General features: G+C 72.1%; 15 protein-coding genes. 9 read left to right on the top strand and 6 right to left on the bottom strand.

What is annotated here, in order from left to right; genetic code table 11:
• The first annotated feature begins 19 nt into the window (after positions 1 to 19).
• The 5 genes from QF032_RS12855 to QF032_RS12875 all read left to right on the top strand — a co-directional run bounded on the left by QF032_RS12855 (position 20) and on the right by QF032_RS12875 (position 4,986).
• On the top strand, positions 20 to 1,225 hold the full coding sequence (locus QF032_RS12855; RefSeq protein ID WP_057583007.1) for a PucR family transcriptional regulator: 1,206 nt from the start codon (positions 20 to 22) through the stop codon (positions 1,223 to 1,225).
• 89 nt (positions 1,226 to 1,314) lie between these two features.
• Positions 1,315 to 2,232: an ACP S-malonyltransferase gene (locus tag QF032_RS12860; RefSeq protein WP_307042462.1), complete on the top strand. Its 918-nt coding sequence runs from the start codon at positions 1,315 to 1,317 to the stop codon at positions 2,230 to 2,232.
• Positions 2,233 to 2,241: 9 nt separating this feature from the next.
• Positions 2,242 to 3,273 carry a ketoacyl-ACP synthase III gene (locus tag QF032_RS12865; protein WP_306952731.1) on the top strand — a complete coding sequence of 344 codons (1,032 nt, stop codon included), beginning with the start codon at positions 2,242 to 2,244 and terminating at the stop codon, positions 3,271 to 3,273.
• 81 nt (positions 3,274 to 3,354) lie between these two features.
• A complete protein-coding gene (locus tag QF032_RS12870) occupies positions 3,355 to 3,603 on the top strand; it encodes an acyl carrier protein (protein ID WP_057583001.1) in 249 nt (82 codons plus the stop codon).
• Positions 3,604 to 3,705: 102 nt separating this feature from the next.
• The gene (locus QF032_RS12875; RefSeq protein WP_306952725.1) at positions 3,706 to 4,986 is read left to right on the top strand and encodes a beta-ketoacyl-[acyl-carrier-protein] synthase family protein; all 1,281 of its coding nucleotides are present in this window, start codon (positions 3,706 to 3,708) and stop codon (positions 4,984 to 4,986) included.
• A gap of 133 nt (positions 4,987 to 5,119) precedes the next feature.
• Here the strand turns inward: QF032_RS12875 and QF032_RS12880 are convergent, their stop codons facing one another.
• The gene (locus QF032_RS12880; protein WP_306952724.1) at positions 5,120 to 5,614 is read right to left on the bottom strand and encodes a DUF3145 domain-containing protein; all 495 of its coding nucleotides are present in this window, start codon (positions 5,612 to 5,614) and stop codon (positions 5,120 to 5,122) included.
• 280 nt (positions 5,615 to 5,894) lie between these two features.
• Here QF032_RS12880 and QF032_RS12885 point away from each other — a divergent pair, with 280 nt between their 5' ends.
• On the top strand, positions 5,895 to 6,788 hold the full coding sequence (locus tag QF032_RS12885; protein WP_307042465.1) for an SGNH/GDSL hydrolase family protein: 894 nt from the start codon (positions 5,895 to 5,897) through the stop codon (positions 6,786 to 6,788).
• 99 nt (positions 6,789 to 6,887) lie between these two features.
• Positions 6,888 to 7,865, top strand: a complete 978-nt coding sequence (locus QF032_RS12890; RefSeq protein WP_307042467.1) for an aldose epimerase family protein — start codon at positions 6,888 to 6,890, stop codon at positions 7,863 to 7,865.
• 275 nt (positions 7,866 to 8,140) lie between these two features.
• Here the strand turns inward: QF032_RS12890 and QF032_RS12895 are convergent, their stop codons facing one another.
• The gene (locus QF032_RS12895) at positions 8,141 to 8,473 is read right to left on the bottom strand and encodes a YrdB family protein (RefSeq protein ID WP_307042468.1); all 333 of its coding nucleotides are present in this window, start codon (positions 8,471 to 8,473) and stop codon (positions 8,141 to 8,143) included.
• Entirely contained in the window at positions 8,470 to 9,330 is an 861-nt protein-coding gene (locus QF032_RS12900; protein ID WP_307042470.1) for an EI24 domain-containing protein, read from the bottom strand. The genes QF032_RS12895 and QF032_RS12900 overlap by 4 nt, the downstream gene beginning before the upstream one ends.
• A 254-nt stretch (positions 9,331 to 9,584) precedes the next feature.
• Here QF032_RS12900 and QF032_RS12905 point away from each other — a divergent pair, with 254 nt between their 5' ends.
• Positions 9,585 to 10,760 carry a serine hydrolase domain-containing protein gene (locus tag QF032_RS12905; RefSeq protein WP_307042472.1) on the top strand — a complete coding sequence of 392 codons (1,176 nt, stop codon included), beginning with the start codon at positions 9,585 to 9,587 and terminating at the stop codon, positions 10,758 to 10,760.
• 262 nt (positions 10,761 to 11,022) lie between these two features.
• Here the strand turns inward: QF032_RS12905 and QF032_RS12910 are convergent, their stop codons facing one another.
• Entirely contained in the window at positions 11,023 to 12,042 is a 1,020-nt protein-coding gene (locus QF032_RS12910; RefSeq protein WP_307056043.1) for an NADP-dependent oxidoreductase, read from the bottom strand.
• Positions 12,043 to 12,176: 134 nt separating this feature from the next.
• Here QF032_RS12910 and QF032_RS12915 point away from each other — a divergent pair, with 134 nt between their 5' ends.
• A complete protein-coding gene (locus QF032_RS12915; RefSeq protein ID WP_306952714.1) occupies positions 12,177 to 12,650 on the top strand; it encodes a MarR family winged helix-turn-helix transcriptional regulator in 474 nt (157 codons plus the stop codon).
• A gap of 95 nt (positions 12,651 to 12,745) precedes the next feature.
• On the opposite strand, the gene QF032_RS12920 is transcribed toward QF032_RS12915, so the two are convergent.
• Both QF032_RS12920 and QF032_RS12925 read right to left on the bottom strand, forming a co-directional pair.
• Positions 12,746 to 13,558, bottom strand: coding sequence for a GntR family transcriptional regulator (locus QF032_RS12920; RefSeq protein WP_307056044.1), 813 nt, complete (start codon positions 13,556 to 13,558; stop codon positions 12,746 to 12,748).
• Positions 13,555 to 14,097, bottom strand: a complete 543-nt coding sequence (locus QF032_RS12925) for a UTRA domain-containing protein (RefSeq protein WP_306952711.1) — start codon at positions 14,095 to 14,097, stop codon at positions 13,555 to 13,557. The genes QF032_RS12920 and QF032_RS12925 overlap by 4 nt, the downstream gene beginning before the upstream one ends.
• Positions 14,098 to 14,179: the final 82 nt, after the last annotated feature.

Consider the following 14,179-nt stretch of genomic DNA (forward strand, 5'->3'; position numbering starts at 1 on the left):
GATGAGGCAGTCTTGTCCCGTGCCCGAACCCGAAACCAGTCATCCCGAACCCGCGGCGCACGCCGTCCACTCCCACCCCGCGACGCTGAAGCGGCTGGTGAAGTCCTCCGGGAGCCTCGCCGCCCAGGCCATCGCGAGGATGGACGAGACACTGCCGTGGTACCGGGCGATGCCACCGGAGAACCGTTCCTGGATCGGGCTGGTCGCCCAGGCGGGCATCGCCGCCTTCACCGAGTGGTTCCGGCACCCGGACGCCCCGCAGGCCATCTCCACGGACGTGTTCGGCACGGCGCCGCGCGAGCTGACCCGGGCCATCACGCTGCGGCAGACGGTGGAGATGGTGCGCACCACCATCGAGGTCATGGAGTCCGCGATCGACGAGGTCGCGGCCCCCGGTGACGAGAACGTGCTGCGCGAGGCGCTGCTGGTGTACGCCCGGGAGATCGCGTTCGCCACCGCCCAGGTCTACGCCCAGGCCGCCGAGGCCCGCGGCGCCTGGGACGCCCGGCTCGAGTCGCTCGTCGTGAACGCCGTGCTGAGCGGCGAGGCCGACGAGGGAGCCGTGAGCCGGGCCGCCGCGCTCGGCTGGAACTCGCCGGAGCACGTCTGCGTCGTCCTCGGCACCGCCCCGGACGGCGACTCCGAACTGACCGTGGAGGCCATCCGGCGGGCCTCGCGGCACTCCAAGCTCCAGGTGCTCACCGGGGTCCTCGGCTCCCGGCTGGTGGTGATCGCCGGCGGCAGCGACAACCCGCTGGCCGTCGCCAAGTCCCTCATCGGGCCGTTCGCCGCCGGCCCGGTGGTGGCCGGGCCCGTCGTGCCCGACCTGCTCGCCGCGACCCGGTCCGCACAGGCCGCCGCGGCCGGGCTCAAGGCGTGTTCCGCCTGGCAGGACGCACCCCGGCCGGTCCTGGCGGACGATCTCCTCCCGGAGCGCGCGATCGCCGGCGATCCCGGCGCGCGTGAGCAGTTGGTGGAGGAGATCTACAGACCGCTGGAGGAGGCGGGGTCGGCGCTCCTGGAGACGCTCTCCGTATATCTCGAACAGGCGTCCAGTCTCGAAGGGGCCGCCCGGATGCTCTTCGTGCATCCGAACACCGTGCGCTACCGGCTTCGACGTGTGACTGACGTCACCGGCTGGTCGCCTTCGGATGTACGCTCCGCGTTCACGCTCCGGATCGCGCTGATCTTGGGGCGTCTGGTCGACGGAGATCCTCAGAGCTAGCTTTTTGTCGGGGGTCCACAAAACCCCCTGCCGTTCTTCGTCCCTGTCCCCACGGGCGGCTTCGGCCGTCCCCAAGAGAGAGTGTGAGAGTGCTCGTACTCGTCGCTCCCGGCCAGGGCGCCCAGACGCCCGGCTTCCTGACTCCCTGGCTCGACCTTCCCGGTGTCGAGGACCGTCTGCGTGCCCTGTCGACGGCCATCGACCTCGACCTGGTGCACTACGGCACGAACGCCGACGCGGACGAGATCCGCGACACCGCGATCGCCCAGCCGCTGCTCGTGGCGGCCGGGCTCGTCTCCGCCTCCGCGCTCGGCGACGTCGCGCCCGGCGCCGTCGCGGGCCACAGCGTCGGCGAGATCACCGCGGCCGTCTTCGCGGGCGTCCTCGACGACACCGCCGCGCTGGCCCTGGTCCGCAGGCGCGGCCTGGCCATGGCCGACGCCGCCGCGATCACCGAGACCGGCATGTCGGCGCTGCTCGGCGGCGACCCCGAGGTCTCCGTGGCGCATCTGGAGAAGCTGGGGCTGACCCCGGCGAACATCAACGGCGCGGGCCAGATCGTCGCCGCGGGCACGCTGGAGCAGCTCGCCGCGCTGAACGAGGACAAGCCGGAGGGCGTCCGCAAGGTCGTCCCGCTGAAGGTCGCCGGCGCGTTCCACACCCGCCACATGGCGCCGGCCGTCGAGTCCTTGGCGAAGGCGGCCGCGGAGCTCACGCCGGCCGACCCGACGGTCCGTTATGTCTCCAACAAGGACGGGCAGGCCGTGTCCACCGGCGCGGAGATCCTGGACCGGCTGGTCGGCCAGGTCGCCAACCCGGTCCGCTGGGACCTGTGCATGGAGACCTTCAAGGAGCTCGGCGCGACCGCGATCATCGAGGTCTCCCCCGGCGGCACCCTGGTCGGCCTCGCCAAGCGCGCCCTGCCCGGCGTGAAGACGCTGGCGCTGAAGACCCCCGACGATCTCGACGCCGCTCGCGAGCTCATCGCCGAGCACGGCGTCGGCTGAGGAGCCCTGATGGCGAAGATCAAGCCCAGTAAGGGCTCCCCGTACGCGCGGATCCTCGGCGTCGGCGGCTACCGGCCGACCCGGGTGGTGCCCAACGAGGTGATCCTGGAGACGATCGACTCGTCCGACGAATGGATCCGCTCGCGCTCCGGCATCGAGACCCGGCACTGGGCGAACGACGAGGAGACCGTCGCCGCCATGTCGGTCGAGGCGTCCGGCAAGGCGATCGCCGACGCCGGGATCACCGCCGAGCAGATCGGCGCGGTGGTCGTCTCGACCGTCTCGCACTTCAAGCAGACCCCGGCCGTGGCGACCGAGATCGCCGACAAGCTCGGCACGAACAAGGCCGCCGCGTTCGACATCTCGGCCGGCTGCGCGGGCTTCGGCTACGGCCTGACCCTCGCCAAGGGCATGGTGGTGGAGGGTTCCGCCGAGTACGTGCTCGTCATCGGCGTGGAACGGCTGTCCGACCTGACCGACCTGGAGGACCGTGCGACGGCCTTCCTGTTCGGTGACGGCGCGGGCGCGGTCGTCGTCGGTCCGTCCGACGAACCGCACATCGGCCCGACCGTGTGGGGCTCGGAGGGCGACAAGTCCGAGACCATCAAGCAGACCGTGCCGTGGAACGAGTTCCACATCGGGGACGTGACCAACCTCCCGCTCGACAGCAAGGGCAACGTCAAGTTCCCGGCGATCACGCAGGAGGGCCAGGCGGTCTTCCGCTGGGCCGTGTTCGAGATGGCGAAGGTCGCCAAGGAGGCGCTGGACGCCGCCGGCATCACCGCCGACGAACTGGACGTCTTCATCCCGCACCAGGCCAACGAGCGGATCATCGACTCGATGGTGAAGACTCTCAAACTGCCGGAGACGGTCACGGTCGCCCGTGACGTGCGCACCACCGGCAACACCTCGGCCGCCTCGATCCCGCTCGCGATGGAGCGGCTCCTGGCGACCGGTCAGGCGAAGAGCGGCGACACCGCGCTCGTCATCGGATTCGGGGCGGGTCTCGTCTACGCCGCCACTGTCGTTACCCTCCCCTAGGCACTCCGTGCCGGATCATCCGGTCCGGGACGGGAAACAGCCCATGCCACACCCTCTGGAACAGTAAAGAAGGAGCGCCACATGGCCGCCACTCAGGAAGAGATCGTCGCCGGTCTCGCCGACATCGTGAACGAGATCGCCGGCATCCCGGTTGAGGACGTCCAGCTGGACAAGTCCTTCACCGACGACCTGGACGTCGACTCGCTGTCCATGGTCGAGGTCGTCGTCGCCGCCGAAGAGCGCTTCGACGTCAAGATCCCGGACGAGGACGTCAAGAACCTCAAGACCGTCGGCGACGCGACGAGCTACATCCTCAAGCACCAGGCCTGATCTACCGATCACCTGGGCTGAACTGCCCCGCCACCCGGCGGTGGCGCCGTTCTCCCCGCTGAGGCGGGGGCAGTCCTCCTCGCAACGTTGGAGAAAGAATCCGTGAGCCCGACCAATCGCACCGTGGTCGTCACCGGTATCGGCGCAACCACACCGCTGGGTGGCGACGCAGCCTCTACCTGGGAGGGCCTCGTCGCCGGCAAGTCCGGCGTCAAGGCACTGTCCCAGGAGTGGGCGGCCGATCAGGCCGTCAAGATCGCGGCCCCGGTCGCGGTGGAGCCTCTCGAGGTCATTCCGCGGCCGCAGGCCCGCAAGCTGGACCGCTCGGCGCAGTTCGCGCTGATCGCGGCCCAGGAAGCCTGGAAGGACGCCGGGTTCTCCGGCAAGGCCGGTGAGGACGGCAGTGACGGCAAGGTCGACCCCGACCGGCTCGGCGCGGTCATCGCCTCCGGCATCGGCGGCGTGACCACCCTGCTCGACCAGTACGACGTGCTGAAGGAGAAGGGCGTCCGCCGCGTCTCCCCGCACACCGTGCCCATGCTGATGCCGAACAGCCCGTCCGCCAACGTGGGCCTGCTCGTGGGCGCCCGCGCGGGCGTGCACACGCCGGTCTCGGCGTGCGCGTCGGGCGCGGAGGCCATCGGCTACGCCATCGAGATGATCCGCACGGGCCGCGCCGACGTCGTCGTGGCCGGCGGCACGGAGGCGGCGATCCACCCGCTGCCCATCGCCGCGTTCGGCAACATGATGGCGATGTCCAAGAACAACGAGAACCCGCAGGCCGCCTCGCGTCCCTACGACGTCGCCCGCGACGGCTTCGTCATGGGCGAGGGCGCCGGCGTGATCGTCCTGGAGTCCGCGGAGCACGCCGCCGCGCGCGGCGCCCGGGTGTACGCCGAGGCCGTCGGCCAGGGCATCTCCGCCGACAGCCACGACATCGTGCAGCCGGAGCCCGAGGGCCGCGGCATCGCGCACGCCCTGCAGAACCTGCTGGACAACACCGACCTGAACCCGGCGGAGATCGTGCACGTCAACGCGCACGCCACCTCCACGCCGGCCGGTGACGTGGCCGAACTGAAGGCGCTGCGCAAGGTCTTCGGCGACGACGCGGACCACTTCGCGGTCTCCGCGACCAAGTCCATGACCGGTCACCTGCTGGGCGGCGCGGGCGGTGTCGAGTCCGTCGCCACGGTGCTCGCGCTGTACAACCGGGTCGCTCCGCCGACCATCAACGTCGAGAACCTCGACCCCGAGGCCGAGGCGAACGCGGACATCGTGCGCGGCGAGGCGCGCAAGCTGCCCGTGGAGGGCCGTATCGCCGCCCTGAACGATTCGTTCGGGTTCGGCGGGCACAACGTCGTCCTGGCGTTCCGGACGGTCTGATCGGCGCCGTGAACGCGCGGTGGCCCGGACCCCCCTTGGGGGTCCGGGCCACTCGGCGTCTGGGACGGGGCCGGCGGAGAGCCGGCGGGGCTGATCACGCGGTTCCGCGCGCCCCCGGGGGGGACGGGGCGGGTCACACCACCTGGTGCAGCCAGCGCACCGGAGCTCCCTCACCCGCGTGCCGGAACGACTCCAGCTCGTCGTCCCACGGTTTGCCGAGGAGCTTGGCGAGTTCGGCCTCGAGGTCCGTCTCACCGCGCCGGCTGCGCAGCAGCGCGGCGCGCAGCCGGTCCTCCGGGATCAGGATGTCGCCGTGGATGCCGGTGACGGCGTGGAAGATGCCGAGCTCCGGCGTGCAGCTGTAACGCTCGCCCTCGGCGGTGGCGCAGGGCTCGGCGGTGACCTCGAAGCGCAGCATCTGCCAGCCGCGCAGCGCGGAGGCCAGCTTGGAGGCGGTGCCGGCCTCGCCCTTCCAGGAGAACTCCGAGCGCCAGGTGCCGGGCGCGGCGGGCTGCCGGATCCAGTCGAGGCTGACGCGCGTGCCGAGCACCCCGGCGACGGCCCATTCGACGTGCGGGCACAGCGCGCGCGGCGCGGAGTGCACGTACAGAACTCCACGTGTCGTCACCGGGACCTCCGGGCAGAGCGGGACAGTCTTGCAGGCTGACATGGCGGCGGTGGCAGGCAGCCGCGCTGATGGCGAGGCTACCGTGCGGCGGCGCAAGGAGTGTGACGTACCGTCGGTCCCGGTGCCGTGAAACGTCCGCCTTTCACTCGGCAGGACGCCTGTGCGGGCATGGAGCGTTCCATCTTGTGGGTGTCATTCGCGGGGAACTCCCGTGCGTTGTCATGAGGAGAGCGTGTTCGAAGATCGGACAGAGTCGGCGAGTCGAGGGGAACACCAGCGGATGCGGATGCGGAACCGGCACGCGCGGGCCCTGCTCGCGGGCACGACGGCGGCCGTCCTGGGGCTGGCCGGCTGTGACGCCCAGGGGGGCGACGGCGCGGGGGCGTCGGGCGCCCCGGCCCGGCAGGCGAAACCGTCGCCGACGTCGCTGTGGGACTCCAGCCCCGACTCGGTGGCGGCGGTGGGCGACTCGATCACCCGCGGCTTCGACGCCTGCGGCATCCTCGCGGACTGTCCCGAGGTGTCCTGGGCGACCGGCAGCAGCGCCGAGGTGAACAGTCTCGCCGTCCGGCTGCTGGGCGCGGCGAAGGCGGTCACGCACAGCTGGAACCATGCCGAGACCGGGGCGCGGATGGCGGACCTGCCGGCCCAGATGGTGCGGGCGGCGGCTCAGAAGCCGCAGTTGGTGGCGGTGATGGCGGGCGCGAACGACGCGTGCCGGCAGTCGACGGCGGCGATGACGCCGGTGGCGGACTTCCGCGCCCAGTTCGAGGAGGCGCTCCGCACGCTGCGGCGCGCGCTGCCGAAGACGCAGGTGTACGTGGCGAGCGTGCCGAACCTCAAGCGGCTGTGGTCGCAGGGACGCACGAACGCGCTGGGCAAGCAGGTGTGGAAGCTGGGCATCTGCCCGTCGATGCTGGGCGACGCGGACGCGCTGGACTCGGCGGCGACCCTGCGGCGGGCGACCGTCCAGAAGCGGGTGGAGGCCTACAACACGGTGCTGAAGGAGGTCTGCGCGAAGGACGCGCGGTGCCGGTTCGACGGCGGCGCGGTGTACGACTTCCGGTTCGGCACGGACCAGCTGAGTCACTGGGACTGGTTCCATCCGAGCAAGGACGGGCAGGCGCGGCTCGCGGACATGGCGTATCGCAACGTCACCGGGAAGACCTCGTGACCCAGGGCCTGTCGTTTGGATCCCTCCGTTCCCCGGCGTCGACAAGCCCCGCCGATGCCCTGCGAGCTGATCCAAACCACAGGCCCTAAAGTTCCGCCCATGAGCGAACACTTCGGAACACTTTCCGACGGCACCGCGGTGCACCGCTGGACCCTGGAGCGGGCGGGCACCCGGGTACGGGTCCTGTCCTACGGGGGGATCGTGCAGTCCGTCGAGGTCCCGGACCGCGACGGCCGCCCGGCGAACGTGGTCCTGGGGTTCGCGGATCTGAACGGCTATCTCGCCCACCCCGAGCCCTACCTCGGCGCGCTGGTCGGGCGGTACGCCAACCGGATCGCGCACGCCCGCTTCCAGCTGGACGGCCTGACGTACGCGCTGGAGCCCAACAACGCGCCGAACTCCCTGCACGGCGGCGCCCGCGGCTTCGACAAGCGGGTGTGGGAGGTGGAGCCGGTCGAGCACGGGCTGCGGCTGAGCCGGGTCAGCGCGCACGGCGAGGAGGGCTTCCCCGGCCGTCTGGAGGTGTCGGCGACGTACACGCTCGACGCGTCGGGGGCGCTGTGCCTCGCGTACGAGGCGGTCACGGACGCGCCGACGACGGTCAACCTGACCAACCACAGCTACTTCAACCTCGGCGGCCCCGGCAGCGGCGGCGCCGGCGGGCACGAGCTGCGGCTGGCCGCCTCCCGTTACACGCCGGTGGACGCCGACCTGATCCCGACCGGGGAGCTCGCGCCGGTCGCGGACACCCGCTTCGACTTCCGCGCGCCGCGCAAGGTCGACGCCGGCTACGACCACAACTTCGTGCTCGACAAGGGCGTCACGGACACGCCGGCCGAGGTGGCCGAGCTGCACGACCCGGCGTCCGGGCGGGTGCTGACGGTGGCGACGACCGAGCCGGGGCTCCAGCTGTACACCGCCGACCACCTCGGCGAGCCGTTCACGCCCGGCGAGGGCGTCGCGCTGGAGACCCAGCACTTCCCCGACTCGCCGAACCGCCCGGAGTTCCCGAGCACGGTCCTGCGGCCGGGCGGGGTCTACCGGTCGCAGACGGTGTACGGCTTCTCGGCCCGGTAGGCCCACGGAGGCCGGGGGGCCTGTCCGGCCTGTCAGGCCCGGGAACGACCGGGGAGACTCCGGCGAAGGGCGGGGAACGACATTGCCCCGGTCCAGGGGTCAGGTCCCGGACCGGGGCTGTTCAAGGGGGCGACGATCGCCTGATCACACGTTAATCGTCACGGTGACCCTGCGGTCGGCGTTCGAGCAGCCCCCCTGGATTTCGTACGAACCCTTCACAAAGAACCACCGGTCGTCCGCCTCCTCCCCCGGAACGGACCCGCCGAACGCGCCCGCTACTGGCCCCACTTGAGGGCGAGCGCCTTGCTCGCCGCGCAGACGAGCGCGAAGCCGAGGGCGAGGCCGTGCGCGCCCGCGGCCCAGAGGGCGACGACACCGCTGCCGAACCACGCCAGTTCGAAGCCCGCCCGGCCCCAGCCGCGCGTCTTGAACCGGGCCCGCGGCGATCCGCACAGCGCCCAGAGCGCGATCAGCGTCGCCGGGGCCGCGAGCCCCAGCAGCCAGGGGTGGGCGGTGGAGAAGCCCCGGTAGGAGACGGCCGCGAGGGCGCCCAGCTCGATCAGGAAGAGGACGCCCAGGTTGGCCGCCTTCACGGGCGGAGGTGTCACCGGTTCGTCGTGCCGGGACGCCCGGCCGCGTGGGACGCGCCGGCGCCGTCCCCGTCGTCCCTCGCGTGCGCCGCGTCCGTGTCCGCGTCGGCCGGCCCGTCGCCTTCGGAGATCTCCTCGCCGAGCAGCTCGCGGGCGAGCAGGGTGGCGCCGGCGACCGCGCCCGGCATCAGGAACACGGCGACGAAGGGGACCAGGAAGGCCAGTCCCAGGGGTGTGCCGAAGCCCCAGATCAGCGTCTTGCGGGAGCGGAACAGGGCGAGCCGGGCGCGCAGGTCGACATCGCGGCGCTGGAGGGCGACGGCGGCGAGCTCCTCGGTGAGGAAGAAGCCGGTGACGAAGAACCCGAGCACCGGCACGACCGTCTGGCCGACGACCGGGACGAACCCGAGGGCGAACAGCAGCACCGCCCACACCAGCGCGCGGGCCAGGACGCGCAGGCTGTCCCGGGCGGAGATCCACAGTTCCCGCCAGAGCGGCAGCCCGGACTCGGGGGCCGTGCCGTCGGGCGAGACGTCCCGGTCGACCCGCTCGGAGAGGCTCTCGTAGAAGGGCTGCCCGATGAGCAGAGTCACGGCGGTGAAGGTCAGGACGGCGAGGAGAAGGCCGAGAGCGAACAGCACGGCGGTGAGGAAGCCGCGGAACAGGCCGATCCAGGGGCTGGACCAGTCGTCGGCGAACGGCGTCGCCCACCCCACGAACCCCTCGCCCCACACCGCGAGCGCCACCAGGGCCGCGAGGTAGAGGACGAGCGTGATCAGGCCGGGGACCAGCCCGAACCCGTACTGCCTACCGTGCCGAGCCACCCACCGCTGGCCCTTCAACAGGTATCGGAAACCCACCCCGAGATCGCGCATGACCGAACTCTATCGGCCATGCTCACCTCACAACCGGGCGCCCGAGGGGACCCCGATGGGCCATCCGGGGCATCGGTGACACCAACGCCCTCCTGCCGCAGTTGAGTCGAACAGGCACACCTCGCCGTACCGATCTCCGGAAGCAACGATCCCGGAAGCTCTTGTCCGGGATCGTCCGAAGGGCAGTTCCCGCAGGTCGCACAGGCGTCGATCACCAGGACACACGCAAGCAGCGGGCTGGTTGAGGAGAACGGATGACTCGGTTGACTCGGACGACGAAGGAGATCCACGGCAGCGTCGCCGCCGGATTCGAAGCGGTGCGGGAGGAGTTCGCCGCGTTCGTGGCGGAGGAACAGCCCGACTACGAAGGCCAGTTGTGCGCGTATGTGCACGGCCGGCGGGTCGTCGACCTCTGGGCGTCCGCGGACGGCGCCGGACCCGACTCCCTCTACGGCGTCTACTCCTCGACCAAGGGCGCCGCCCATCTGGTGGTCGCGCTGCTGGTCCAGGAGGGCACCCTGGAACTGGACCGCAAAGTCACCTACTACTGGCCGGAGTTCGCCGCCGAGGGCAAGGGTGCGCTGACCCTGCGGGAGCTGCTCGCGCACCGGGCGGGGGTGGTGGGCACGGACGGCGGGTTCTCGCCGCAGGAGCTGGCCGACGACCGGCAGCTCGCCGAACGCCTGGCCGACCAGAGGCCGTTCTGGCGGCCGGGCACCGCCTTCGGCTACCACGCGCTGGTCATCGGGGCGCTGACCGGCGAGGTCGTCCGGCGGGCCACCGGCCGCACCCTCCAGGAGGTGTACACGGAACGGGTGCGCGTCCCGTACGGGCTGGACTTCTTCCTGGGGCTGCCCACGGCGCACGAACCGCGCTTCCGCACCGCGCGGCCGATGGCGCCGACCGCCGAGCAGCGGGCACTGCTGGACGCCCTGCCCGACGGGCCGCACACCCTGGCCGCCGTCGCCTTCAACCGGCACGGCGCCCAGCCGACCGATCTCGAGCTGCTGCCCAACGACCCGCTGGTCCGGGCCCGGGGCCCGGCCTCGGTGGGCGGGGTGGCATCGGCGCGCGGGCTGGCCGGCATGTACGCGGCGGCGATCAGCGAGACCGACGGGAAGGCGCCGCTGCTGAAGGAGGACACGGCGGCGGAGTTCGGGCAGCTGCACTCGGTGGGCTACGACGTGGTGGCGCGCTCGCACAAGGCGTACGGGCTGGGCTTCCAGGCGACCGCGGACACCTGGTACCCGTTCCTGGGCGCCGGGGCGTTCGGGCACAGCGGGGCGGGCGGCTGCCAGGCGTTCGCGGACCCGCGCAGCGGGCTGGCCTACGGCTACACGCGCCGCAGGTTCGCCTTCCCGGGCGGCGCGGCGCCGGAGAACGACCGGCTGGCGAAGGCGGCGCACACCGCGGCCCTGGCACACGCCTGACCGCGGGGGCCGGCGGGGGCGGACGCGACGGTGGAATCGGCAGAACGGGCGGCACGCGACCCAGCACGGCGGCGCCCGGCTCGGCGGGGCGCGGCGGTGGCCGGTGGGCCCACAGGCGGCGGTGGCCGGTGGGGTGGGCTCTGGCGCGTACGGCGGAGCGCGGGCCGCACCCTACGTCCAGGGGTGCGGCCCGCGCGGCGCGTGACGGCCCGGCCGGCGGAAGGCGCGGCCTCGTCGGCGTAGCCGGAAGGGGCGGCCGGAGTCAGAGCTTGACGATCATCTTTCCGGTGTTGTCGCCGCGCAGGACGCCGAGGAACGCCTCGAGGTTGTTCTCGATGCCCTCGACGACCGTCTCGCGGTACTTCAGCTCGCCGGAGCGGACCCAGGCGCCGACCTCCTGGACGAACTGCGGCTGCAGGTCGTAGTGGTCGCCGACGAGGAGGCCCTCGATGCGGCCGCGGGTCTGGATGAGGCGGGCGAGGTTCTTCGGGCCGGGGGCCGGCTCGGTGTTGTTGTAGACGGAGATCATGCCGCAGATCGCTATGCGGCCCTTCTCGTTGAGGGAGCCGATGGCCGCCTCGAGGTGGTCGCCGCCGACGTTGTCGAAGTAGACGTCGATCCCGTCGGGGGCGGCGGCGCGCAGCTGCTCCGCCACGGGGCCGTTCTTGTAGTTGAAGGCGGCGTCGAAGCCGTACTCCTCGACCAGGAGCTTGACCTTCTCGTCGGAGCCGGCCGAGCCGATGACCCGGGAGGCGCCCTTGAGCCGGGCGATCTGGCCGACCTGGCCGCCGACGGCGCCGGCCGCGCCCGACACGAAGACGGAGTCGCCCTCCTTGAAGGAGGCGGTGCGCAGCAGTCCGGCGTAGGCGGTGAGGCCGGTCATGCCGAGGACGCCGAGGTAGGTGGACAGGGGCGCGGCGTCGGGGTCGACCTTGACGGCCTGCTTGGCGTCGAACACCGCGTACTCGCGCCAGCCGCCGAAGTGCAGGACGTGGTCGCCGGGCGCGATGCCCTCGGCCTCGGAGGCGACGACCTCGCCGACCGCCCCGCCCTGCATGGCCTTGCCCAGCTCGAAGGGGGCCACGTAGGACTTGGCGCTGCTCATGCGGCCGCGCATGTAGGGATCGACGGAGACGTACGCGTTGCGCACCAGCACCTCACCCGGCCCGGGGCGGCGGATCTCCGTCTCGGCCAGCTCGAAGTCCTCGGGCTTCGGCCAGCCGACGGGACGGCTGAGCAGACGCCATTCGCGGCCGGTGGCGGGGAGGGCCGAGTCAGTCATGGGGGGCTGCCTTTCACGTGCGGGAGCGTTCGGGGACGTTCGGGAGATCGCTTCGGTACGAAAATGCTTCACTACCTGAAACAACCATGCTCCTGAATATTTCAGGATGTCAAGTAAACGGGTACCCTGGATCCATGGCCGCCTCACATCCGACCTCTCGTCCCGCTGGTCCGACCCCGCTGCCCGACGCCCTGACCATGGAGGTCGTCGAGCTGATCGGCGAGGTCGTGGCGCGCTTCTACGAGGACTACGAGGAGGCCGCCGCCGGCCACTCCCTCACCGGGGCGCAGGCCCGGCTGCTGAGTCTGCTGTCGCTGGAGCCGCTGCCGATGCGCAAGCTGGCCCAGAAGCTGAAGTGCGAGCCGTCCAACGTGACCGGCATCGTCGACCGCCTGGAATCCCGCGGCCTGGTCGAACGCCGTCCCGACCCGGCCGACCGCCGGGTGAAGCTGGCGGCGGCGACGGACGAGGGCCGCGACATCGCCAAGGGGCTGCGCGAGTCGCTGCGGTTCGCCCGGGAGCCGCTGGCGGGACTGGCGGAGCAGGAACGGGTGGTGCTGCGGGGGCTGCTGCGGCGGATGCTGGCGGCGGAGGGCGACCGCCCCTAGGGACCGTCCGGCCCCCGCGCCTCCTGTGGCTCCTGTGTTCCCTGAGACCCCTGAGACCCCTGAGACCCCTACGGCTCCTGTGTCCCCTGAGACCCCTACGGCTCCTGCGGCTCCTGCGGCTCCTGCGGCTCCTGCGAGGTGAACTCGTACTGCAGCTCGTAGAGATGGCCCGCCTTCACCATGACGGTCACCTCGACGGGACGGCCGTCGTCGCCGCGGACCACGCGCAGGGTGCGCAGCACCGGCATGCCGCCGGTGAGCCGGAGCGCCCGGTACTGGTTCTGGGTGGGGACGCGGGCGCAGACGCGGTCCGTGCTCACCCGGGGCGGATGGCCGAGCTCGGTCAGCAGGGCGGGGGCGCCTCCCCTGATCCGGCGGCGCTCGGCCAGGGGCGTGCCGCGGGCGATGTCCAGCGGGTAGTAGGACTCGACCAGCTCGGCCGGCTCGTCGTCGACCAGGAGGATCTGGCTCCGCAGCAGGGCGGCGCCGTCCGCCGGAAGGTCCAGGGCCGCGCGGACGTCGGCAGGCGGGCGACGCTCTGCGACCTCGAGCAGCTCGCTGCGGGCGTGCGTGCCGTGCTTGGCGGCCTCGGTGAGCCAGCGGTAGGGCGTTCCGGACTCCGCGGGCCGTGCGAGGGCGGCGGGCCGGACCGTGCGCCGGCGGTGCGCCCGGACGGTGACGGCGGCGCCCGCGCGGCCGACCACCAGGAGCTCCTCCTTGAGGAGTCGCAGGGCCTTCTGGACCGTGGCGCTCGACGCCCCGAACCGTTCCTTCAGCTGGGCGGTGGTGGGCAGGTTGGCGCCGGGAGCGAGCTCTCCGCTCATGATGTCGTCGCGCAGATCGGCCGCGATGCGCTCATGGAGGGAGCGGCGGTCGACGGCTTCCGGTTCTGCCTTGGGCACGGTCATCCGATCCTGATCTGGTAGCGCAGCCTCTGCCGGAGGGCAGGCATCACCATACGGTCGACCTGGATCGGCCGGTCGTCGCGGTCGAGCGTGAGCCGGACCAGCCGCAGGACCGGTTCCCCGGCGGCGGTGCCGAGAGCCCGGCGCTCCTCCTCGTCGGGCATCCCGGCCGTCACGTCCTCCCGGACGAGGACGCCTACGTGGCCGAGCTCGGCGAGCAGCGTGAGGGCGCCGCCGGGGATCTTGGCCATGCCGGCGAGACGGGTGCCCCCGGCTATCTCGACGGGGTAGTACGTGTCGGTGAGCTCGCTGGGCTCGTCGTCGAGGAGGATCAGCCGCCGGCGCACCACGACCGGATCGCCCTCCGGCACGCCGAGCAGCGCCGCGATCTCGGCGGGGGCGGGCGTCTCACCTGCGTGCACGATGCGCTGACCGCCGCGCCGCCCCTGTGCCGCCGCCTCGGCCGCCCACGCGTCGCCCCGTCCGGGGCCCCATGGCGTCAGATACGGCAACGACGTGCTGACCCAACCGCTCCCACCCACGACGTCCTCCTGTACGGCCGACCGTTCCTGCGACCCTGCCGCCCTACACGGTAGGCGACTTGCCTCATCCGCCAACCGCCAC

The organism is Streptomyces achromogenes, from assembly GCF_030816715.1.
GTDB lineage: Bacteria > Actinomycetota > Actinomycetes > Streptomycetales > Streptomycetaceae > Streptomyces > Streptomyces achromogenes_A.

What these genes read in the sequence shown, in the direction of transcription:
- QF032_RS12865 (WP_306952731.1), top strand. Translation starts at nt 2,242, where the DNA reads ATGGCGAAGATCAAGCCCAGTAAGGGCTCCCCGTACGCGCGGATCCTC.
- QF032_RS12870 (WP_057583001.1), top strand. Translation starts at nt 3,355, where the DNA reads ATGGCCGCCACTCAGGAAGAGATCGTCGCCGGTCTCGCCGACATCGTG.
- QF032_RS12885 (WP_307042465.1), top strand. Translation starts at nt 5,895, where the DNA reads ATGCGGATGCGGAACCGGCACGCGCGGGCCCTGCTCGCGGGCACGACG.
- QF032_RS12890 (WP_307042467.1), top strand. Translation starts at nt 6,888, where the DNA reads ATGAGCGAACACTTCGGAACACTTTCCGACGGCACCGCGGTGCACCGC.
- QF032_RS12900 (WP_307042470.1), bottom strand. Translation starts at nt 9,330, where the DNA reads ATGCGCGATCTCGGGGTGGGTTTCCGATACCTGTTGAAGGGCCAGCGG.
- QF032_RS12905 (WP_307042472.1), top strand. Translation starts at nt 9,585, where the DNA reads ATGACTCGGTTGACTCGGACGACGAAGGAGATCCACGGCAGCGTCGCC.
- QF032_RS12910 (WP_307056043.1), bottom strand. Translation starts at nt 12,042, where the DNA reads ATGACTGACTCGGCCCTCCCCGCCACCGGCCGCGAATGGCGTCTGCTC.
- QF032_RS12915 (WP_306952714.1), top strand. Translation starts at nt 12,177, where the DNA reads ATGGCCGCCTCACATCCGACCTCTCGTCCCGCTGGTCCGACCCCGCTG.
- QF032_RS12920 (WP_307056044.1), bottom strand. Translation starts at nt 13,558, where the DNA reads ATGACCGTGCCCAAGGCAGAACCGGAAGCCGTCGACCGCCGCTCCCTC.